This window comes from Granulicella sp. L56 (assembly GCF_009765835.1).
In the GTDB taxonomy this organism is placed as follows: Bacteria; Acidobacteriota; Terriglobia; order Terriglobales; family Acidobacteriaceae; genus Edaphobacter.
In genome coordinates this window covers 88542-112097 of record NZ_LMUS01000008.1, presented here as the reverse complement: position 1 = coordinate 112097, position 23556 = coordinate 88542, and the positions used below count along the sequence as shown (strand labels likewise).

General features: G+C 56.8%; 13 protein-coding genes. 10 read left to right on the top strand and 3 right to left on the bottom strand.

Translation table 11 applies throughout. From position 1 onward, the window contains the following. The first annotated feature begins 5 nt into the window (after positions 1 to 5). The gene (locus tag GSQ81_RS19150) at positions 6 to 1226 is read left to right on the top strand and encodes an alginate lyase family protein (protein ID WP_158912402.1); all 1221 of its coding nucleotides are present in this window, start codon (positions 6 to 8) and stop codon (positions 1224 to 1226) included. Here the strand turns inward: GSQ81_RS19150 and GSQ81_RS19145 are convergent. Beyond that, entirely contained in the window at positions 1223 to 2449 is a 1227-nt protein-coding gene (locus GSQ81_RS19145) for a glycoside hydrolase family 105 protein (RefSeq protein WP_254060345.1), read from the bottom strand. The two genes, GSQ81_RS19150 and GSQ81_RS19145, sit on opposite strands and share 4 nt — an antisense overlap. Before the next feature lie 393 nt (positions 2450 to 2842). Between GSQ81_RS19145 and GSQ81_RS19140 the strand changes: the two genes are divergently transcribed. The 9 genes from GSQ81_RS19140 (at position 2843) to GSQ81_RS19100 (ending at position 17752) form a co-directional block, all read left to right on the top strand. Then, the gene (locus tag GSQ81_RS19140) at positions 2843 to 5383 is read left to right on the top strand and encodes a glycoside hydrolase family 2 TIM barrel-domain containing protein (RefSeq protein ID WP_158912401.1); all 2541 of its coding nucleotides are present in this window, start codon (positions 2843 to 2845) and stop codon (positions 5381 to 5383) included. Between the two features lie 211 nt (positions 5384 to 5594). Next, positions 5595 to 9083: a TonB-dependent receptor gene (locus GSQ81_RS19135; RefSeq protein ID WP_254060344.1), complete on the top strand. Its 3489-nt coding sequence runs from the start codon at positions 5595 to 5597 to the stop codon at positions 9081 to 9083. A 166-nt stretch (positions 9084 to 9249) separates the two neighbouring features. Continuing rightward, the gene (locus GSQ81_RS19130; protein ID WP_254060343.1) at positions 9250 to 10809 is read left to right on the top strand and encodes a pitrilysin family protein; all 1560 of its coding nucleotides are present in this window, start codon (positions 9250 to 9252) and stop codon (positions 10807 to 10809) included. Beyond that, entirely contained in the window at positions 10806 to 12296 is a 1491-nt protein-coding gene (locus tag GSQ81_RS19125; RefSeq protein WP_254060342.1) for a pitrilysin family protein, read from the top strand. Before GSQ81_RS19130 ends, GSQ81_RS19125 begins: the two co-directional genes overlap by 4 nt. A 24-nt stretch (positions 12297 to 12320) precedes the next feature. Further along, positions 12321 to 13736 carry a bifunctional UDP-N-acetylglucosamine diphosphorylase/glucosamine-1-phosphate N-acetyltransferase GlmU gene (gene glmU / locus GSQ81_RS19120; protein ID WP_158912399.1) on the top strand — a complete coding sequence of 472 codons (1416 nt, stop codon included), beginning with the start codon at positions 12321 to 12323 and terminating at the stop codon, positions 13734 to 13736. Between the two features lie 93 nt (positions 13737 to 13829). Continuing rightward, on the top strand, positions 13830 to 14948 hold the full coding sequence (locus tag GSQ81_RS19115) for an HD domain-containing phosphohydrolase (protein ID WP_158912398.1): 1119 nt from the start codon (positions 13830 to 13832) through the stop codon (positions 14946 to 14948). A gap of 24 nt (positions 14949 to 14972) precedes the next feature. Continuing rightward, entirely contained in the window at positions 14973 to 15278 is a 306-nt protein-coding gene (locus tag GSQ81_RS19110; protein WP_158912397.1) for a 4a-hydroxytetrahydrobiopterin dehydratase, read from the top strand. 139 nt (positions 15279 to 15417) lie between these two features. Further along, positions 15418 to 16860, top strand: coding sequence for an alpha-L-fucosidase (locus tag GSQ81_RS19105; RefSeq protein WP_158912396.1), 1443 nt, complete (start codon positions 15418 to 15420; stop codon positions 16858 to 16860). Between the two features lie 454 nt (positions 16861 to 17314). Then, positions 17315 to 17752 (top strand): CYCXC family (seleno)protein, encoded by a 438-nt coding sequence (locus GSQ81_RS19100; RefSeq protein WP_254060341.1) that lies wholly within the window; start codon positions 17315 to 17317, stop codon positions 17750 to 17752. A gap of 153 nt (positions 17753 to 17905) precedes the next feature. Here GSQ81_RS19100 and GSQ81_RS19095 read toward each other — a convergent pair whose 3' ends face one another. Next, on the bottom strand, positions 17906 to 18778 hold the full coding sequence (locus tag GSQ81_RS19095) for an Fpg/Nei family DNA glycosylase (protein WP_158912395.1): 873 nt from the start codon (positions 18776 to 18778) through the stop codon (positions 17906 to 17908). Beyond that, complete coding sequence (locus GSQ81_RS19090; RefSeq protein ID WP_158912394.1) at positions 18771 to 23507, bottom strand: DNA glycosylase AlkZ-like family protein; 4737 nt, start codon at positions 23505 to 23507, stop codon at positions 18771 to 18773. Before GSQ81_RS19090 ends, GSQ81_RS19095 begins: the two co-directional genes overlap by 8 nt. Between the last annotated feature and the right edge of the window lie 49 nt (positions 23508 to 23556).

The window sequence follows — 23556 nt, the reverse complement described above, 5'->3', positions numbered from 1 at the left end:
ACGGAATGAAGACAACGACGCGACGAGAGTTCTTGGCGATTGCCGGGAGCATGCCTGCGTACCTCTCTCCTCGAACGGCATGGGCAGATACGCTCCATACTGAAGCAACCCCATACAACATGGTGGCAATGGTCGATCACAAACGGATTCTTACTGCAGCCAATCGTTATCTCTTGCAGAAACCAATTACTGTAACGGCGATGCAATCCAATCGCAGTTCAGGCGGCTTGCATGATTATTTCTCAGAAGGAGACTACTGGTGGCCCGATCCGAAAAGCCCGGGCGGCCCTTACATTCGCCGCGATGGGGTGTCGAATCCTGAAAACTTCACTGCACATCGCGAAGCGTTGATTCGCCTGAGTTTGATTGTTCCTGCCTTAACTGCGGCATGGGAACTAACGCGGGAGCGGAAATACGCAGAGCACGCCGGACGACATCTGCGAGCGTGGTTCGTCGATCCGGCTACGCGAATGAATGCGAATCTGCAGTACGCACAGGCAATCTTCGGCGTGAGCAAAGGGCGCGGAATTGGAATCATTGACACGCTTCATCTGGTGGAGCCGGCGCGTGCGGCGACTTTGCTAATGAGTGCACAGGTGCTCGAAGGCGGAAAAGAGATTCAGCAATGGTTTGGGGATTATCTGGAGTGGATGCGCACCTCGAAGAATGGCCAGGAAGAGCGCGATGCCAGGAACAACCACGGAACGTGCTGGGTCTTGCAGGCTGGAGAGTTTGCCCGTTTTACTCAAAATGAAGAGGTCATGTCATGGTGCCGCGAACGTTTCAGGACTGTGCTGGTAGCGGGCCAGATCGCTGCGAATGGGAGCTTGCCACTGGAACTAGCAAGGACGAAGCCCTACAGCTATTCCCTCTTCGATATGGACGTACTCTGCGGCATCGCTCAAAGCATCTCGACAAAGAGCGGCGACCTATGGAACTTTGCGACACCAGATGGCCGCGGATTGCGCAGCCTGATGCAGTTCATGTATCGCTACATTAAAGACAAGGCCGCATGGCCGTTCGCGCACGATGTAGAACACTTCGAGGACTTCCCTGTCAGAAATCCAGCACTGCTCTTCTCTGGTCTGGCTTATAGCAAACAGGATTACATCACCTTGTGGAAGACGCTGAACCCTGACCCTGTGGTTCCAGAGGTCATCCGAAACTTTCCCATCCGGCAACCGCTGCTATGGATGGCAAGGTCAGGGCTTCGGACCAGCGTTTAGTGCTTCGATTCAGCGAGCCGATGCATCTCCGAACCGGCAAGGAGAAAGCCGCCGACGCCGTAGACATAGCTGGCCGATGGCTTGAACTTGCCGGGCTGTCCATCGATCGGTTGAATGGACCCAAGCCGACCATCGGCGTAGACATGACTGAGCATTCCCTTCCACGACTTCTCAACTACCGGCTGATACTTCGCGCGATCAAGAATGTGGTGGTTGATTCCATAAGCAATGCCATAGGTAATAAACGCCGAACCTGAAACCTCAGGAAGTTCGTAGGAATCGGGATCAAGCAGACCTGAACGCCACAGACCATCCGGGCTTTGGATTTCTGCCAGCTTTGCAGCCATCTGGCGAAACTGCTCGACATACTTTGGTCGGCTCGGATAATCCGCAGGCATGAATTCAAGCACATTGGCGAGACCTCCCATCACCCAGCCATTGCCGCGCGACCAGAACAGCTTTTGGCCGTTAGCCTGCTTCTGCGTGAAGTAACGGCTGTCGCGGAAGTAGAGGTGGTCCTGCTGGTCGTAGAGGCTGGCCGAAGTCAGCCACCATTCATGGTCCATGTAGTCGAGATACTTGTGATCATGCGTGATTGCATAAGTTCTCAAGAGCACAGGCGGCGACATGAAGAGAGCATCGCACCACCACCAAAGCAGCTTGTCTGGATCGTCCTGACGAACAACGAGACGATCCATAATCGCCTTGGTGTTCGCCATATGCTCGGGCCGGTGATCGAGAAGATAAAGATCAAGATAGGCTTGCCCCAACGCCTGATCGTCGGCATGAGGAAAACGCTTATCCAGTAGCTGCCAGTCGTAGTGCTCGGCCATGTGAAGAACGGCATTGCGATACTTCGCGTCGTGGGTCGTCGCAGAGGCGGCAAGCAGCCCGTCATACAACGCGGCGAACGTCCATTGCTGATTAAAACTGGGCTCGGCAACGGTCAGCTCCCAGTCGGCGACCTTCTTCATCGCAGCAGAGATTGCTTTAGGTTGAATCGCGCTCGAAAGATCGCTGGCAAGCGGACCTGGATTGTCCGGCGCATCGCCAGCGGCATCGCGATCGACCGGAACAACTGCTGATTTCTGGTGTGCGGGCGTCTGCGCCTGTGCATTGAAACAAGGACCGATCAGCAACGCACTGAGCATTAAAGCGCCCATCAACTTCGAGCTTTGAATTTTGCGTGAGAACGGAATTGACATTTTTACGGAAGCAAACATGATGGACTCCATTAGATCAGACCCTCATTCATAACGAGTACGACGGCGCTGCGCAATCGTACTGTATTGCCCTCAAAAGATGGCCGCGAAGTTTTGGCACCTTCGAGAACGAGTTTTTCTTAAGTTCAGCCTCGACAAGAGGACCAAATAGATACTATGCCGCAGTGAAATCCCCAACGAGGATGATCTCGCTGGGAGCAAGTGCGGATGCGATCATCCGCAGGCCTCGTCCAAGGAAGTTCGTACGGCTTATCCTTGACATCTTGGTAGCAGAATCTTTATATCACTGGAATACGGTATTTTGTATATGCTTCGAATTATTGTCACATAATGACATCCAGAGTGTCCGAACTACCTGCTCCGACAAGGACAGGCCAGGAGCAATCGCCCATCATGTATTCCCGTCGGCAATTTCTGAAGACAGGCACCACAGCCGCTGCAATCTCTCTTCTTCTCCGCACTTCTCTTCACGCCTCCATTGCCACGCTTGCAAGCAGTGCTGCGGACTCTCTCGATGGCGCTCAGAGCCAGCGGCTCACAAGTGGATGGGAGTATCTGCAAGGGACGATGGGCGGCCCATGGGAAGTCTGGCACAGTAAAGAAACTGCAGTATGGCAAGCCGTCGCAATGCCGCATTGCTTCAATGCTTACGATGCGTGCGATCCCGACGTGCCGTACTATCAGGGCAACGGGTGGTATCGCACGCAGGTCGCGATTGCCAATCCTTACAAAGCCGGGCGGACACTGCTGCACTTTGAAGGTGCAGGTCAAACAGCCGCTGTCTATGTAGGAGAGCATCTGGCCGGAAAGCACAGGGGCGGCTATGACGAATTTGTCATCGACATCACCGATCTCATAACGACATCGAAAGATGAAACATCAGATGCAACGAATAAGGCGAAAGCACCGGAAGGCATTCCAATCGCAGTACTCTGCGATAACTCTCGGGACCTCGATCGAATTCCCTCCGACCTGAGTGACTTCAGCCTTTACGGTGGACTGTATCGTCATGTAAATCTGGTCTATGTGCCTGCCGTCTCTCTGGAGACAGTGCATGTACGCTCTGAGCTTATTACACCTGATTCTCCAGCAAAGGTCTCAGTCCTTGGCTGGCTCTACAATCCGACCAATAGCACAGGCCCCCTCGAAATTACGGTTGATGTCGTCGATGCAAAGGGGACTTCCGTTCACCATGCGCAATACAAACTCTCTCCATGGAAAGACGCAAAAGAGCTTACAAGTTTTACGGTGAACGCCCCTGAACGATGGAGTCCGTCTTTACCCCATCTCTATCAATGCAATATCACCGTCAGTGGTCAAGGCGGAAGCTACGTTGCCAAAGAGGCCTTTGGTATTCGTCACACTGAGTTTGTAGAGCATGGCCCATTCAAATTGAACGGGGAGCGCCTGTTGTTGCGCGGTACTCATCGGCATGAGGACCACGCAGGCTACGCAGCCGCAATGCCGGATGACTTGATCGATCAGGAAATGCAATTGATAAAGGACATGGGCGTGAACTTCATCCGGCTTGCGCACTACCAGCAGTCGCGACGTGTGCTATCGAATTGCGACCGGCTCGGGATACTGGTTTGGGAAGAGGTTCCATGGTGCCGAGGCGGCGTCGGCAACGATGCATTCAAGGAGATGACCCGCGATAAGCTGCGCACTATGATCGCCCAGCACTACAATCATCCCAGCATTCTTCTATGGGGGCTTGGCAATGAAGACGATTGGCCCACCGAATACCCCGAGGTCAACCAGGAAAAGATCCGAGCGCTATTTCAGGAGTTGAACTCGTTAGCGCACGAACTTGATCCGTCACGATTCACGACCATACGTCGCTGTGATTTTGCGCGAGACATTACGGACGTTTACTCCCCCTCGATCTGGGCAGGTTGGTATCGGGGAGAATATACCGAATATCAAAAGATCCTTGAAGCTGAGCGGGAACGCGTCAATCACTTCTTTCATGCGGAATGGGGGGCAGATAGCCATGGGCGGCGGCACTCAGAAGATCCCGACAAGGTGCTGGCAAAGATCCTGACAGGCAACGGAACGGACGAACGAGGTCTGGACTATTTCATGACAGGAGGGCAAAGCGGCATCTCAAAAGATGGTGACTGGTCCGAGACCTATGCCTGCAACCTTTTTGACTGGTATCTGAAGACTCAGGATACCTTGCCTTGGCTGACAGGCTCTGCGCAATGGATCTTCAAGGACTTCACTACACCGCTGCGAGCAGAAAACCCCGTCCCACGGATCAACCAAAAAGGTGTCATCGAACGCGACATGGCGAAGAAGGAAGGTTACTACGTCTTCCAGTCTTATTGGAGCGAGACCCCAATGGTGCATCTCTACGGGCATAGCTGGCCAATACGGTGGGGCGACGAGGGCGAGCTGAAGATGGTCAAGGTTTATTCCAATTGCGATACCGCCGAACTCTTCGTGAATGGCAAATCCGCGGGCGTAAAATATCGCGACAGTCAGGACTTCCCTGCTGCCGGGTTACGTTGGATGACGCCATTTGTGAGCGGGAAGAACAATCTCAGAGTGATTGCCACGAAGGGAAACATTACGGTCAAAGATGAGATTGACGTTAGCTATCAAGTCGAGAAGTGGGGCAAACCAGCCAAATTGGCTTTGACTGAAACTGGCCGGGAAATAATGGGCGGCAAAGAGATCATTACCGTTGAAGGCCGTCTCTACGATGCCAACGGCATTCTATGCCTGGATGCGAAAGATTTAGTGCATTTCACCGCCGCTGGCGATGGAACGCTGATTGACAACCGCGGCACATCGCGCGGCTCCCGTGCCGTTCAGATGTACAACGGGCGAGCTCAGATATCCCTGAGCTGTACTGGAAAGACGACGATCGGCATTGTTTCTCAAGGAATTGAGGCTGCTTTTTATACTCCGGATATGCCCAAACAGTAACGTTACCCGCGTCGATCCCGCGCCCCTTAAATTATTTTGCTCGATGGCCTATCTAAATGGTTGACAATAGTTCACGGAACAAACTATATTTTGGCGTCACCTGAAAAACGCGCTGCTGGTCTCAGAGATTTCAGAGACAGTAAAGATAAACCTTGTTCTTTGACCCGTACGCGCATAGTAGACAAACGTTTGACTTATGAGAGGCGTCAAAATGACAGCAAAACCACGCTCTACCTTCTGGATGGCCCTGCTTGCCCTGAGTGCGTTTTTACTCAGCTTTAGCGGCGTCGCCTTGGCCCAATTAACAACTGCCACGATGGTCGGAAGTGTCACAGACACTACAGGCGCGGTCATTCCCCACGCGACCGTTACGGCGACCCAGACCGACACAAACTTTACCCGGACCGTCACAGCAAAAGACGACGGCTCTTTTCGTGATGAGTTTCTCCCTGTCGGGCCATACAAGATCACTGTTTCGGCCCCTGGATTCAAGACACTGCAACGCAGCGGCGTGGTATTAGCAGTCATGCAGGAAGCTGATCTCACCTTCGAACTACAGAACGGCGAGGCGACCGAAACGGTCAATGTCAGCAGTGGTGCGCCTCTCATCAACCTGAGCAATGCAACGATTGGCCGCACCATCTCCAACGTCGAAATTGAGAACCTTCCCCTGGTTGGCCGCGATACCTATCAGTTGCTCAGCCTTACCCCCGGCGTTCAGTCGAACAGCGTACAAAATAGCCTGGGCTTCAAAGAGCAGCACGTTTATATCAATGGCTCGACCGACGACTTTACTGGTCAGGTCTCGTACTACCTCGACGGCGGCCTGAATATGACCGGCCTTCGCAATAGCGGAAATGCCATTCCCAACCCCGATGCAATCAGCCAATTTCACATCGAAACCAACAACTTCAGCGCGACCCTCGGACGCTATGCCGCGGCCGTAGTCAGCCTCGTGACGAAGGACGGCACCAACCAGTTCCATGGATCGGCCTTCGAGTTTTATCGCACCAGAAACTTCACTGCCGTCTCCCACAATTCCACGACCAAAGGTCCCTACGCCCGCAACGAGTACGGCGCGACCCTGGGTGGCCCTATCCGCAAAAACAAGGACTTCTTCTTCGGCAGCTTCGGTGGACTGCGCGCCACCACATCGCCTGCATTCAGCGGCAGTGTTCCCAGCGCAGCAGAGTTGTCCGGCGATTTTTCAGAGAACCTGCCGTCCGATATGACTTCCTGCTCGCAGAGCCCCTCTGCCGCTGATAACACGAACGTCAAATTCCTCGTCTGTAATCCAACGACGAACATGCCATACGCGAATAACAAAATCACAGGGCCACTCGATCCCACTGCCATCAGCATTGTTAATTATCTGAACTCCATCGGCGTCAAGCCGGGCGCTGGCCCGCGTGCCTTCGGCGATACGCCCTACACGTACAGAGAACTTTCTCCTACGCCGGAGAAGTATAACCAGTACCTGATCAAAACTGATCATCAGTTGACGGCGAATCATCGCCTTACCCTGAGCTACTTCCTTTACGACTACAACATCAAGATCAATCCCGGCGGACTTACGCCGCGGTGGACCTATTCGAACTATGCGACGAAGCAGCAGAACGCAAATATGAGCGACATCTGGACGGTCAACGACCGTACCGTCAACCAGGCATGGCTTAGCTATACGCGACAGGCAGGCGGACGCATCCCAGTCCCCGGCGATAGTACTTTCACAGACTTCGGCTCCGACTTTGGAATCTCCGGCTCCCCTTCGCGTGGACAGGTCAGCATTCCGAACTGGTTCACGCTCTCTCAGAGCATTACAGGCCCCAAGGCCGGCACAAATCTATACGCCTTCCGCGATCTGCTCAGCACTTCACGCGGCAAGCACACGCTCTCGCTCGGCGGAGAAGCTAGTCTCGAAAAGGACTACCAGCTTACCTCTCTCGACAACTATGGCGTCTTCAGTTTCGCCACGACGAAAGGCACTCGCAGCTCGAATTCCCTTTCCGACTATCTCCTCGGGTTGCCCAATAGCTACGAGCAGGACACTGGCGAATATGCCGAAGCCAACTACTGGAACTTCGCACTCTTCGCACAGGATGACTGGCGCATCCGTCCCAATCTGACGGTCAATCTGGGCCTGCGCTACGATTGGCAGCAAGCTCCCACCGATACGCAGAACCGGCAGACCAACTTCACCCCGGGCGTTCAATCCCATGCGTTCAAAACTGTAAACATCTCCGGAAAGACCGGTCCGCAACTGGCTCCCATCGGTATGCTCTTTCCCGGAGATCCCGGCGTGCCTACAACCGGCGCCTTTACTCCGTCCAGCCACATCTCCCCGCGCATCGGTCTCTCCTACGATCCGTATGGCAACGGTAAGACAGTCTTCCACGCAGCCGGCGGCCTCTTCTACGGCGGCATCTCTGGCAATCTGTGGGAGCTTCCTTCTAACTTTGCCCCCTACGCAGTTCGCCCCACCTTCAGCAAAGTCGTCTCGATGGCTCATCCCTATTCGGGCGATCCAACGGAATTCCCGGGCGGCGTCAATCCTTTTCCTAGCCTGACATTCACACCGCACACTTCAACCGCGAGCTTCCTCGCTCTCAATCAGGTCGCCTCCTTCGATCCTCATTTTGAGTGGCCAGTGACGTACCAGATCAACGCCGGGTTCCAGCAGGAGCTCGGAAACGGCCTTGCGTTGAGCGTGAGCTATGTCGGCTCTCTCAACCGTAAGCTGCCGATCTACCATGACCTCAACGCACCGCAGTTCAACATCACAGCGAGCGGCACCAATGGCGCAAGCTGCACCGATAAAACCCAGGCCTGCGCGTATGCAAATACCAGCAGCACAGTGAACAACCGACGTCCGCTGAACTCGAAGTTTGGACTATCGGCTGCGACTCCAACCTACTCCAACGTCTACAATCTGCAGTCAAGCCAGAACTCGAACTACAACGGCTTGCAGGTAAGCCTCGAAAAGCGCATCTCTCATCACTTCAGCGCGCGCGGTTACTACATCTGGAGCAAGACACTGGCCAGCAATGCTCTGGACGGAAGCAACCTTGCCGCCAACTTCGTCGATCCTAACTATCCGCAGCTCGAAGCACACCAGCGCTCCGATCAGGACCGGCGCAATATGGTGTCGGCTTCGTTTGTGTGGACTCCGGACTATTTCACCTCGTACAACAGGTATGTTCGAACGGCACTGAACGGCTGGACTGTAACCGGCATCATCACGGCGAACAGTGGGCAGCCATTCACGGTGACCACCGGCACAGACGTTAATGGAGACGGACAGACCAACGATCGTCCCAGCGTTCTGCCGGGCAGGACTCCTCACACCTTCGGTGGCAATCGTTCGCGAGTAGCGGCGGAAACCCAGTGGTTCGATACCTCGGTCTATTGCGTTCCCGGTACTGCAGGTTGCCCGGGCGTTGGCCCGCTGGGACTTTTGGGAAATACGCGTCCCGCACAGCTTGACGACCCTGGTTATCGAGATATCGACTCTTCCCTCTTCCGCACCTTTGGAATCTTTGAAACTCTAAAGTTCCAGCTTCGTGGCGAAGTTACCAATGTCTTCAACTTAACTAATCTCGGCGCTCCGACAGCCGCGATGAACAGCTCAAACTTCGGCAAAATCACCGGCAGCGGAGGAAGCAACCGCATTATTCAGGTTGGCGGCCGCATCCTTTTCTAACTGTACTTCCACTCTCCCGGCACATCTCATATCTGGGTGTGCCGGGATTTTTTTCTTTAAGTGTGTGCCTGTTCTGAGGTTCGTTTCGTCGAAAGAGAGGTCAGGTTCTCCACTTCGGTATAGTTAGACTTCTGGCAGTAATCATTTTTTTGATGGAGGTAGTTCTGTGCGAGTTCGAGGGATGATCGCGTCGACGATGCTGCTGGGAATTGCTTTTAGCTGTGCAGCGAAGGCGCAGGACCTGGCCAGTTTCGAAAAACGAACGACGGTTAAGGTCTTACCCAACGGTCTGACGCTCATCGTCTGCGAGCGGCCCGAAGCCCCCGTCTTCAGCTTCTATACGCTAGTCGATGCCGGCTCGGCGGACGATCCGCAGGGAGACAGCGGCCTGGCGCACATGTTCGAGCACATGGCCTTCAAGGGCTCTACGGAGATTGGCACCACCGACTATCCTGCTGAAAAAGTTGCCCTGGCAAAAGTTGAAGTCGCCTACGCAGCCTACGACGCAGAGTTCCGCAAGCGCGTAGGGCAGGACCCAGCCAAGCTGGAACAGCTCAAGAAGGTGTTTGAGGACGCCCAGGCTGCTGCCGAGAAATACGTCATTCCCAATCAGTTCTCTGAGATCGCCGAACAGAACGGCGCGGTCGGAATCAATGCGTCCACGGAAGAGGACTCCACACAATATTTCTGGAGCATGCCTTCCAACCGTCTGCAGCTATGGGCCTATCTCGAAAGCCAGCGCATCGGTCATCCCGTGGAGCGCGAGTTCTACAAAGAGCGGGACGTAGTCCAGGAGGAGCGCCGGATGCGCATCGACTCCTCTCCCATCGGCCGCATGGTCGAACAGCTTCTCGCCACAGCCTATGTAGCGCATCCCTACGGGCGCAGCGGAGTCGGCTGGGAGAGCGAGATCAGCCAGGTCACAGCTACCGAAGCCGAGGCGTTCCACAAAAAATATTATGTGCCCTCGAATATCGTCATCGCTGTCGTAGGCGACGTCAAAGCATCAACGGCGATGCCCATCCTTGAACGTTACTTCGCACCCATCCCCGCAGGCCCGAGGCCCGAGCCGATGACCACCATCGAGCCGCCACAGTTTGCAGAGAAGTCCGTCATCATTAAAGAGGCAACGCAGCCCTTCTATATTGAGGGCTACCATCGGCCCGACTATCGCGATCCCGACGATGCGGTTTACGACGCGATTACCGACATCTTCTCCAACGGACGCACCGCGCGACTTTATCGTAGCCTCGTACGCGATCAGCGCATTGCTGCGGAAGCCGAAGGCTTCAGCGGCTTTCCCGGCGACAAATATCCCGGCCTGTTCGCGGTCTATGCCGTTCCCCTCCCCGGACACACGCCGGAAGAGATGCGCACAGCCATCCACAAGCAAGTTGAACTTCTGAAGACTCAGGATGTATCGGATGAAGAGGTGGCCCGCTTCAAGACTCGCGCCCGCGCCGACCTGTTGCGTGGCCTGGCCGATAACGAAGGGCTAGCCCACCAGTTAGCTGAATATCAGACGCGTTTTGGAGACTGGCGAGAGTTGTTTCGGCAGTTAGACAAGATAGATGCCGTCAACAAAGCAGACATTCGCCGCGTAGCCAATAAGATCTTCCTCGCCAGCAACCGCACCAGCGCACAGATCGACTTTGTGCCACCGCAACAAAGCCACTCCCCCACTCCTCCAACACCTGCCCCGGCGCAAACCGGAGGTGCAAAATGAAGGGACTCTCGACGATGCGTTTCGCAGGCATAGCATTGACCGTTTTCCTGGCAACGATGAGCGGCTCTGCACAGACTGCGACCGCCAAACCGGCAAGCAATTCAAAGACAACAGCGCAGCCGTGGAAGAGTATTTCGATTCCCCCGCTCCATGCCTTCAAGCCTGTGCAGCCAAAGCGAATCGAGCTGGCCAATGGCCTCGTCATCTTTCTTCAGGAAGACCACGAACTTCCCTTCATTAATGGGACCATTCTGATTCGAGGCGGCAGCCGCGACGAACCCGCAGACAAAATTGGCCTCGTCTCGCTCTACGGGCAGACATGGAGAACCAGCGGCACAACAACCGTGGACGGCGACAAGCTCGATGATCAGCTGGAAAATAAAGCGGCCAGCCTCGAGACCAGTGGCGGCACAGCCACGACCTCAGTGAACTGGTCGAGCCTGAAGGGTGACTTCGACAGCGTCTTTGGCGCGACGGTCGATCTTCTGGAGCACCCCAACTTCAAAGCAGACAAGCTCCTGCTGGCCAAGCGTCAGTTAGAGACCGGCATTTCTCGTCGCAATGATGACGCCAGCAACATCGCCAACCGCGAGGCCATCAAGCAGGTCTACGGCGCGACCAATCCCTATGCCCGTCAAGAGGAGTACGTCACGGTCGAAGCCGTCAAGCTCGCCGACCTTAAAGCATGGCACGATAAGACAGTCATACCCAACGGCATGATCGTCGCCATCTCCGGTGACTTCGATAGCGCCGCGATGGAAGCCAAGCTCCGCGAAACCTTCGGCTCGATGCAGCGCGGCACCCTCATCAAGACGACGCCGATTCACTTCGCCGATCCCGAACACAAGATCTACTTTGCGGAAAAAGGGGATGTCGACCAGTCAAACGTAGTCATCGTCGGTCTCGGCACCGAGCGGAGCAATCCCGACTACTACGCGCTCAGCGTCATGAACGAGGTCTTCTCCGGCGGCTTCGGCTCGCGCGTCGTACAGGATGTCCGAACGAAGCTCGGCCTCGCTTACGACGTAGGCGGCAGCTTCGGAGCGTCCTACGATCACCCCGGCATCTTCTACGTCATCGCAGGCACCAAGAGCACCAGCACAGTAGCCGCAACTCAGGCAATGTTGGCCGAGATAGACAAACTCAAAACCGAGCCGCCTACTCCAGCCGAGCTCAGCAAGGCAAAGGATCAGGTGCTAAACTCGTTCATCTTCCACTACGACTCACCTGAAAAGACGCTTAACGAGCAGGTCTTGCTGGCCTTCTACGGCTATCCACCCGACTTTCTCGACAAGTACAAGAGTGGCATCGAAAAAGTCACCTCAGCCGACGTGGCACGAGTAGCAAATAAATACGTCGATCCCTCGAAGCTCGCCATCGTCGTGGTTGGCAATGAAGAACAGATCGCGCCGAAACTGGACACTCTCGGCAAGGTAACGAATCTGGATATCTCCATTCCACCGCCACCCGGAGAACCCTCCAACTAAGTCATCGTGAGACGATATCTATCTATGGATACCACCGGATTTGCAATCGCCATCATGGCCGCAGGCAAAGGCACGCGGCTCAAAAGCAAGCGCCCCAAAGTTCTACATGAGATCGGCGGACAAGCACTGTTGCTGCACGTCATCGCCGCGGCAAAGACCGTAGTTCCCGCCGACCACATCTACTGCATCATCGGCCACGAAGCCGACCGCGTCCGCGCCGCAGTCGCCCCAACCGGCGTGCAGTTCGTCCTCCAGGCCGAGCAGCGCGGCACCGGCCACGCCCTCCAGCAAGTCAAGGCGCACTTCGCCGAGACCGGCGCAGCCATCTCCAAACATCTCCTCGTCCTCTCCGGCGACGTGCCCCTCATCCGCCCCGAGACCATAGCCTCTATCTGCGATCTCCATCTCCGCGAACACGCAGCCATGACCATCCTCACGGCTGTACCAGACGATCCGACAGGCTACGGTCGCATCCTGCGCGCCTCTCCCGACAAGCCGGAGGTAACCGCAATCGTTGAGCAGAAATCTCTGCGTCCCGATCAACTGGCCACTCCCGAGATCAACTCCGGAATCTACTGCTTCGAAACAGCAGCGCTCTTCCGCAAGCTCGATTCCCTCTCCACCGACAACGCCCACAGTGAGTTCTATCTCACCGACGTAGCCGCCATGCTGGTTGCCGACGGCGAGCGTGTCGTCGCCATCAAAGCTGACAGCGTTAACGAAGTCCTCGGAGCCAACACCATCGCGGAAATGATGCACCTTGATGCCGCCATGCGTCTCGAAACCGCCAGGCGCCTCATGGCCCAGGGCGTCACCATCTTCCGTCCCGAAACCTGCGTCATCGACGCCGCCGTCACCGTAGGCGCAGACACTACCATCGAGCCCTATGTGCAGTTGCTCGGCGCGACCAGCATCGGCACAGAATGCCGCATCCGCTCCTACTCTGTCATCCAGCAATCGACTCTCGGCAACGGAGTAACGGTACGCAACGGCTGCATCCTCGATAGCGCCGAAGTCGCCGACGGGGCCATCCTCGGCCCTTACGCCCATCTCCGCCCCGAGAGCCGCATCGGCGAAAACGCTCACGTCGGCAACTTCGTCGAGACCAAAAAAGTAACGCTGGGCAAAGGCTCCAAGGCCAATCACCTCAACTATCTCGGCGATGCAATCATCGGCGCAGGAGTCAACATAGGCGCAGGCGCCATCACCTGCAACTACGACGGCGTCCACAAGCACCAGACCATCATCGGCGACGGCGCCTTCGTCGGCTCCGACTCAACGCTCGTCGCTCCGGTAACCATAGGGGCCGGAGCCTACGTCGCCGCCGGAAGCTGCATCACCGAGAACGTCCCCGATGGCGCACTCGCACTCGGCCGAAGCCGTCAGGCTAACAAGCCGGGCTGGGTAGCAGCCAGGCGAGCCATCACCAAAAAACAATAATGTAACCGCCAGTCCCGCCGATAAGAACAGGTAAGCCGCTCGTTTCTGTCCATCGAACGCGCGGGCTGCGCTACTGCGCAAAAGTGCCTATCCATGCTGCAGAAACGAATCCTGATCGTCGATGACGAAGCCTCTGTGCGCCAAACTCTGGCAGCATTGCTCGAGCACAATGGTCACACCATAACGGCCACCGAGAGCGCCGACGAAGCGCTCGCCCGGCTGCAGCAGGACCCCGACTACGATCTCGTCCTCACCGACATCATCATGCCCGGAACCGACGGCCTCAGCCTGCTCGACGATATCTCCTTCGATTATCCCGCTATTCCCGTCGTCATCTGCACCGCCATCAACGACACCCAGATCGCCACCAGCGCCTTTCGTCGCGGCGCAATCGATTATCTTCTCAAGCCCTTCTCCCACGCCGAACTCGAAAGCGTCATCCTGCGCGCGATGGAACATGGTCGCCTGCGAAAACAAAACGCCATCTATCGCCACAACCTCGAATCCATCGTCTCCACTCGCACCGGACGCCTCCGCTCCACCATGCAAGATCTCGAACGCAGCTACGACATCACCCTCGAAGCCATGGGCGACGCCCTCGACCTGCGCGATGAAGAGACCGAAGGCCACTCTCGCCGCGTCACCGCCTACACCATCGCGCTCGCTCGCTCCATGGGCATCGAAACTGACGAGCTGCGCGTCATCGCTCGCGGAGCCTTTCTGCATGACATCGGCAAGATCGCCACACCTGACAGCATCCTGCTCAAGCCCGGCCGGCTCAACACTGACGAGATGAGCACCATGCGCGAGCACTGCGAGCGTGGATACGAGATGGTGCGCAAGATCCCCTTCCTTCGCGAAGCCGCCGAGATTGTCTACGCGCATCAGGAACGCTTCGACGGCAGCGGCTACCCTCGCGGCCTGCGCGGTGAAGCCATCCCCCTGGGTGCACGCATCTTCGCCATCGCCGACGCTCTCGACGCCATGACCTCCGATCGCCCCTACCGCAAAGGAACGACCTTCGAAGCCGCCTGCGCCGAGATCGCTCAATGCTCGGGCAAACAGTTCGACCCAGACATCGTTGAGGCCTTTCTCGCCATGCCCATCGAATCATGGACCGACCTGCGCGCCGAGGTTGCCAGAATGTCCACTTCGGCCCTGTCATCTACCTTCTGCCGCCCCATGCTTGCACCCGGTAGACGCGACGCATAGCATCAAAACCGCGAGGTGCCAGCTATGAAAAAAGCATTAGCTCCAACCGAAATCGAAGATGTATTGCGCGCTCATCCGGAGTGGACGCTGAAAGAAGGCAAACTAGTTCGAGAGTGGACCTTCCATGACTTCCCCGGAGCAATGGTATTCGTCAATCGCATCGCTGCCATCGCCGAAGAGGCCAATCACCACCCGGACATCGATATCCGCTATAACCGTGTCCAACTCGCCCTCGTCTCGCACGATGCGGGTGGAATCACCAAACGCGATGCAGCCATGGCAGGCCGCATCTCCGCGGAGCAAAGCGATATTCAGAAAAATACCAAATAAGCGCTCAATCAGGCATAAATTCATACCTATTTTGAATAATTAGATATTCAAGCGCTTGACCACGCTTCTCCCTCCATGACAGACTTTGGCATCCGCCAATTCCCTCAAGGCGCATTCCCTGCCGGAGCCTGCCCCAACTATGCCAAATCGTCGTGAGTTTGTTCATGGACTTGCTGGAACCGCAGCTCTTCTGGCCGCAAAACAATCTGCTCTGGCGGCCACCGCTATACCGCAGACTCCAAAGCCTCTGCTGGAACTACAGCAGGAGTTCATGGACCTCCGCTTCGGCATCTTCCTCCACCTCAACATGGCCACGTTCGAGCAGCGTGAATGGGGCGACCCCAAAGCCTCGCCCAAACTCTTCAACCCTGCCCATCTCGACACCGATCAATGGGCGCAGGCCGCTCGCTCTGCCGGAATGGCCTACGGCTGCCTCACCACCAAGCATCACGACGGCTTCTGCCTCTGGCCCACCAAGACCACCAGCCCCAGCGTGAAGGACGCGACGTTCACCCAGGATGTCGTCGCGGCCTACGCAAACTCATTCCGGAAACATGGCCTTAAGGTCTGCCTTTACTTCTCCATCCTCGACCTTCGCGCCAACATCTGGTCTTATCAGGTCACCCCTAAAAAGATCGAGATGATCAAAGCCCAGCTCTCCGAACTGCTCACCAACTATGGAGACATCACCGCGATCATCTTCGACGGCTGGAACGCCGGTTGGAGCCGGATCACCTACGATCAGGTTCCTTTTCGTGAGATTTACGACCACATCAAGAGTCATCAGCCCAACTGCCTGGTAGCCGATCACAACGCCGGGCAATATCCCGGCTCCGCGCTCTGCTACACCGACATCAAGCAGTACGAGCAGCACGCTGGCCAGAAGATCTCGTCCGACAGCATCATCCCCTCAGAATCCGGAACCACATTGCAGAGCGAATGGTTCTGGAAGGAGAGCTATCCCACAGAGCAGCTCAAGTCCGCCGATACCATCGTGAACGACTGGCTCGTCCCCTTCAATCGACAGCACTGCAATCTTTTGATTAACGTAGCACCCAATCGCGATGGTCGCTTCGATCAAAATGCCGTCGAACGCCTTGCCGAAGTAGGCCGCATCTGGAAAGACCGGGCTCCCGCTCCAAAACTCGCTCCCTCGGTCGGCATCACGACACGCAATCTGGCCTTTGCCCGTCCATCCTTCGCCAGCCGCAATACCGAAGGCATCGGCCCCGATTTAGCCAACGACAACAGCTACGAAACCTATTGGATCGCAGACGACAACGAGACCTCAGGCTGGATCGAAATCACCTTTGACCGGCCAACGTCCTTCAATACTGCCTCCATAGTTGAACCGCGGTTCAATCAGGATTACGGAGCCCAAAGCCGCATCGTCTCCTACAGCCTCGAATATTGGCAGAACAACCAATGGAATAGCGTCGCCAGCGGCAAGAGTCCAGCCGTCTTTCAACTGGATCGGTTCCAGTCCGTCACCGCCGAGCGCGTCCGCCTGACCATAAAAGGCTCCACCAAGCCACCCGGAATTGCCGAGTTCGGCATCTATAACGAGCCCATCGGACTATAACTCAATCGGCTTTGCGCCTCAAAAAGGCAAAATTCCAATTTTTCAATACTCAAAATCAGCATTGTTCATTTTATGAATATATTTTTATCTAGTTTTCCTCAGCCCTGGCCGATACCTGTAAGTAGCAGATATAAAATAACTAAGTGGCATAAATTGAGACCACGATCTCGACCTTTAAGCACTCTTTTGACAGGTTTTTTCTATGATGAGACATATTTTGCATTTGCTGGATACGCATTGTGGTATATTCAATTCATCGGCAAGCGTGAGTAACCGCCCGAACAGTTTTTCAGCCCGCACCAGGTAACACCGGCTGACACAAGTTGCGTCACTGGCCTCCCGGCATGAACAAAGCATCGTTCATGCCGCCTTTTTTTTGCCTTTTACGCAACCTTCTTGTTCGGCACAGCTTTCGATTTGTACTTCCCTCCCAACGCCATTTATCATTTGCGACATGAAGCGAATTCTCGGCTGCCTGATCTTAGGACTTGTGACCATGGCGGCGTCCGCACAGTGGACCAACCCCTCCGACGACGTTCCGGCCTACAACGCAACTGCTTCCAAAAAGCCTTTGCCCCACATCCTGAGCGGCGACCAGCTCACTGGAGAATACTTCTCCCACCCCTATCAGGTGACCGTATATAAGATGGCGGCAAAGATTCCCAACGTGCTGCATCAGGAGCCCTGCTACTGCCACTGCGACCGCGTAATGGGACACAATAGTCTGCATAGCTGCTTCGAAGGCACCCACGGAGCTGCCTGCTCCACCTGCATGAGAGAAGCTGCCTACGCTTATCAGCAAACCATGAAGGGCGAGACCCCGGCACAGATCCGGGCCGGCATCGAACGCGGCGACTGGCAGACCCTCGACCTTACCAAAGCTTCCCTTTGATTAGGCGGTATCGACATATATAGTTGGGTTTTAAATATCTGGTAAATACAGAAACTGTCATCCTGAGCGGAGTCTCGCGCAGTTTTATCGCATGAGGTGAAGTCAAAGGACCTGCGGTTGGCTCGATACTCCATAAGCCGAGCAATTTCGGCATCAGTCTATCGACAAGCCCACTCTCTCTTCCACCCACGGCTGGCACTCAGAACACCAATACGTTGACCGCGCCTGCTCTCCCTGCCTTCGCATCATCACCGTAGCGCCGCACCTTCTGCAGTCCTGCCCCTGCCGCCGATACACCCAAAGCCTCTCCTCGCGATTCATGGCATGGGTCGTCCTTCGATTGCCCGAGTAGGTAACAATCCCGTCGCCTTTACCGTCCGCCACGTTAGCCTTCATATAGCGCTGCGCGAAGTCCACCATCGCTTCCAGCTCCTTCGGCGTAATCGTTCGCATCGCACGAAACGGATTCACTCCCGCAGCAAACGCCACCTCGCTCTTATAAACATTCCCCAAGCCCGCCAGCACTCGCTGATTCAACAGCACCACCCCAATCTCCGCATTAGGATTCTGCCGTCCATAAGCAGCAAGCCGATCCAGCCCACCCGCCACCGTAAACTCGCCAGCCAGAATATCCGGCCCCAGCTTCGGCACCTGGCTGCTTCGCTCTAACGACCGCGCCGTATGAAACTCCGCAATTGGCACGTTGAACGCTACCGCCTCCCAGTCCACCGTGCGGATCACCACACGCATCCGTGTCCGCCCCATCCGCCATCGCTCACCGGACCGATAAAGATGCCAGCTTCCGCTCATCAACATATGCGTCACCAGAATCAGGTCGCCGGAAAAATAAATCAGCAGCCACTTCCCTCGCGACTGCACCTTCTCCACCACCCGCCCCACCAGCGGCGCATCATCATTCACCCGAGCCAGCTTTGCCAGCCCTGTCTCAAATCTTGTTACCACCTTGCCGCCAATCGCCCTCTGCAAAGCCCGCGCCGCACGATAGATGGTATCCCCCTCAGGCATTGGGACGCACCTGAGCATGAGCACCCGGCAAAGGCGGCAGCCCTCGTCGCACATTAAATCCCATCGCGCCAGCAGCAAATCCCGCATCCAGCAACGCCCGCGCCATCGCATGCTCCGCAACCACAATCCCATTCACCATCGCAATCAGCATTCCTGCATGACTGTTCTCATCCTCCAGCGACTGCACCCGCTTGACCAGAAACTCCGCCAGACTCCGCATCACATGCGACCGCTGCGGCTCCTCCTCCGGCAGAAATACCTGCACATTAGGATTTCCCCGCCGCAGATAAGCCACCAACTCCCCATCGCGCAAAATCACCTGAGCACCTACGCTGCGAGTCAGCGAAGACCCAGCATCGGGAGGAGCAGGCCATCGCAACAGCGCTCCATAAGGATTCGCCGGATCGGTAGCCGCCAACTGTAACATCTCCGGCTTCTCCGGCTCCTGCTGCACCCGAAGCGAACGCAGCAGATCCACCGCTGCCGGTAAAGCAAACTGCGTAGCCCCCAAATCCGCCGCAAAGTATCCACGACGAATCTTCCCGCTCTCCTCCAACGCTTTCATCACGTCATAGATCGCAGAAAAGCCCCCCGGCAAATTCTCCGCATGAGCCGTCTCACGAAATACCACACCATACCGCGTCAACAACTGCTGCGCCATTGCATGGCTCCACGCCGTCGCCGACCAATCAGCCGCAAACGCCGCAGCCTGCAATGCCCACCGCCCCTGCGCCGTCGGCGGAGTCGTCCGCCGCGAACGAAATCCCGTCTGCTGATGCACTCTCCGCTGCTTCCGCGCACTCGTGGCTGGCCGCTCACAATAAGCCCGCAGCGCAGCCATCCCATCGTTTGTCACCAACCCCCTCCAAACCAGCTCCCACAGTGCCTCCAGCGTCTCCCCCGGATACCCCCCCCCAACCCCATCATGCAGATCCTGAAAGAACGAAGCCCCCCGTTCCCGCAGATAAGCAATCACCTTCTCCCCTCGCTCACTGATCGCCGTACCTTGATCTTTATTCCCTGCATTCCAAAGTCCCGGCAACTTCTCCGCCAGATAAAGTCCAATCCGCCCATCCCTCTCGCCAATCGGATCGAGCCCAACCCAAACCACCTCACCTGCCGCAATCAAAGTATCCAGATCGGCAGGCTTATATCCCGTCAAGCGCGACGGCAGAATCTCCGTCTCCAGAATCGAAGCAGGCAGCGGAGCGCCCTGCAAATTCTCAATCACATCCAGCAATGCATCCAACCCACGACGCGGCTGCACCACACCCTGCCACCGCGTCAGCAGCCGCGCCAGCGTTCGCTGCTCCACCGGCTCGACCTCCTTACGCAACTGCGCCAGCGACTTCCGCCGAATCGTTCGCAGCACCTCGTTGTCGCACCACTCGCGATGAATCCCACCCGGACGAAATCCACCCTCCACAACTCGCCCCGCCTGCACCAGTCGCTGCAAAACCGCGTCAACACTCTCCACTGGCAGATCAAACCGCCCCACGGCATCATGCGAAGTAAACGGCCCATGGGTCCGCGCAAACCGCCGCAGCAGATCGACCACAGCCTCGGGAGCAGCCTCCAGAAACGCCGTAGGCAATCCCGGAGGCAGCGGCACTCCAAGCGCATCCCGATATTTCGCAGCATCCTCCACCGCGATCAGTCGCTTCCCTCCGGCGAACTGCACCTCAAGTACACGCCGTGCGCGCATCAGCTTCGCTACACTCTCAGCAACCCCATCGTTCACACATCGCGCTCGTAATTCGTCCCGCGTCAAATCCCCAAGCCGCAACAGCAGATCATGCACCCCATCCATTGTCCGCGCCTTGTAGTTCTCCACCACGCATTGCAGCTGCTCCTCCGTCTCCTCAATCGCATTCGCATCCAGCAACTCGCGAAGATCGGCATCGCCCATCAACTCCCGTAACTGGTCCTGATCGATCGATAGCGCTTGCGCCCGCCTCTCTGCCAGCGGAGCATCGCCGTCATAGATATAGTTCGCCACATAGCTGAACAGTAACGCCGATGCAAACGGGCTCGGCGTCCGCGAATCCACTGTATGCACCCTCACCGACCGGTTCTCCATCAGCCGCAGCGTCTCCATTAACGCAGGCATATCGAACACATCCCGCAGGCACTCGCGATAAGCTTCAAGCAAAATCGGAAACGAAGGATACCGGCTGGCCACACTCAGCAAGTCATACGACCGCTTCCTCTGCTGCCACAGCGGAGTTCGCCCATCCATCCGTCGTCTCGGCAACAGCAAAGCCCGCGCCGCACTCTCCCTAAACTTCGCCGCAAACAGCGCCGTCGATCCCAACTGTTGCAGCACCAGCTCCGCAGCCTCTTCCGGCTGCAATAAAATCGGCTCAATCGCCGGAGCTTCTTCCGTCTCCGGAAACCGCAGCACAAACCCATCCTCGCTCCACATCGTCTCTACATCCGGCCCGCCATGCGCGCGAATCTTCGCTGTAGCCGCCATCGCCCAAGGCGCATGAATCCTACTGCCAAACGGAGTCAGCACGCACACGCGCCAGTCACCCAACTCATCGCGGACGCGCTCGATCACAATATTCCGGTCATCCGGCACAATCACCGTAGCCAACTCCTGATCGGCCAGATACCGCAGCACATTCTCCGCCGCGCCAGCCTCCAGATCATGCTCCTGTGTCAGCCGAGTAATTGCCACACTTCGTGGAGTCTCCCGCAGCTCCCGCACCAGTGCGCCAATCCTGCGCCCAAACTCCAGCGGCCTCCCCGCGCGGTCTCCATGCCAGAAAGGCATCTTACCCGCCTCACCCGGAGCAGGCGAAACCAGCACGCGGTCATGCGTAATCTCGTCAATCCTCCACGCCGAAGCACCCAGCGTAAACACCTCGCCCGGCTTCGTCTCGAACACCATCTCCTCATCCAGCTCGCCCACGCGAACCAGCTTACTCCGCTCCCCCGAAAGAAAAACCCCATACATTCCGCGATCCGGAATCGTCCCGCCATTCAAAATCGCAATCCGCTTCACCCCCGCACGCGGCGTAATCCAGTTTCGCGTCCGGTCCCACGTAACCCTTGGTCGCAGCTCCGCAAACTCATCCGACGGATACCGCCCCGCCAGCATATCCAGCACACCGTCGAAGACACTCCTACTCAAACCCGCAAACGGAGCCGCGCTCCGCATCAGCGCAAACAGAGCCTCGTAGCTGATCCCCGGGCTCTCTTCCTCATCCGTCTTATGCGCCGTCCGCCTTTCTGCATCCGCAAGACCCAGCGGCGGATGTGCAATCACCGCCACTATCTGCTGCGCCAACACATCCAAAGGATTCCGTAGAAATCGAGTCGACTCCACATGGCCTTCATGCATCGCCCGCGTCACCGCAGCACACGCAATCAAATCCGCACGATACTTCGGAAAGATAATCCCATGCGAAGGCGCTCCCACCTGATGCCCCGCTCGCCCGATCCGCTGCATCCCACTCGCCACCGAAGGCGGAGCCTCAATCTGAATCACCAGATCGATCGCACCCATATCAATGCCCAGTTCCAGCGAGGACGTAGCGATTAGCGCCTTAATCTTTCCCGCCTTCAACATCTCCTCAATCTCGCTCCGCTGCGCCGCCGCCAACGATCCATGATGCGCCCGCGCAATCGCTTCGCCAGCCAAATCATTCAGCGCTCCGGCAAGCCGCTCCGCTACTCGTCGCGCATTCACAAAGATCAGCGTCGAAGTCCGCCCCTGAATAATCTCCAGCAACCGCGGATAAATAGACTGCCAGATCGAAGTCCGCTTCGGTCCCTGCGAAGCCGGTCCACTCGGCTGCTCTTCAATCTCCCCCAGCCGCGCCATATCTTCCACCGGAACCTCCACCTTCAGCTCCAGCACCTTCCTCGCGCCAGCATTCACCACCGTCACCGGACGATATCGCGGAGCGTTCACGCCCACGTCCGCCTTCACCTCATCATCGCTGGCCGCATTCATCAACACATCGGCGAGCGGTTCTTCTGTAACCGTATCCGCTACAATTCCCTGCCCTTCCGCTCCCCCAAGAAACCGTGCCACCTCTTCGAGCGGCCTCTGCGTAGCCGACAAGCCGATCCGCTGTAGCTTCTTTCCTGTCAAAGCCTCCAGCCGCTCCAGCGAAACCGCCATATGCGCCCCACGCTTGCTCGGGACCAGCGCGTGAATCTCATCCACAATCACCGTCTCCACCGTCCGCAAGGCCTCACCCGCCTCTGAAGTCAGCAGCAGATACAGGCTCTCCGGAGTCGTAATCAGAATCTCCCCCGGATGCCGCCGAAACCTCGCCCGCTCCTTCTGCGAAGTGTCCCCGGTGCGAACGCTGATCTCCGGAATTCGGACCTCTACGCCATCACGTTTCGCCATGTTGGCAATCCCAGCCAGCGGAGAGCGCAAATTTCTCTCCACATCCACAGCCAGCGCCTTCAGCGGCGAAAGATAAACCACTCGGCACCCGCGCGCTGCATTCGCAGCCGTCCGCAGCATCAATTGATCGAGGCACCAAAGAAACGCCGTCAGCGTCTTGCCCGTTCCCGTTGGTGCCAGAATCAGCGTCGAATCTCCGCGAGCAATCGCCGGCCACCCCTCCACCTGCGGAGGCGTCGGTCCATCAAAGACCGCCCTGAACCACTTCTCTGTAATCGGATGAAACAGCGAAAGCGCAGCGTCCGCGCGGTTGAGCGTCTCTACGCTTTTCTTCTTCGAACTGGAGGAGGCTCGCGGCATCGTTCAACGTGCACCAGTAGCATTTCCTGCCGCACATCTATAAGATGCA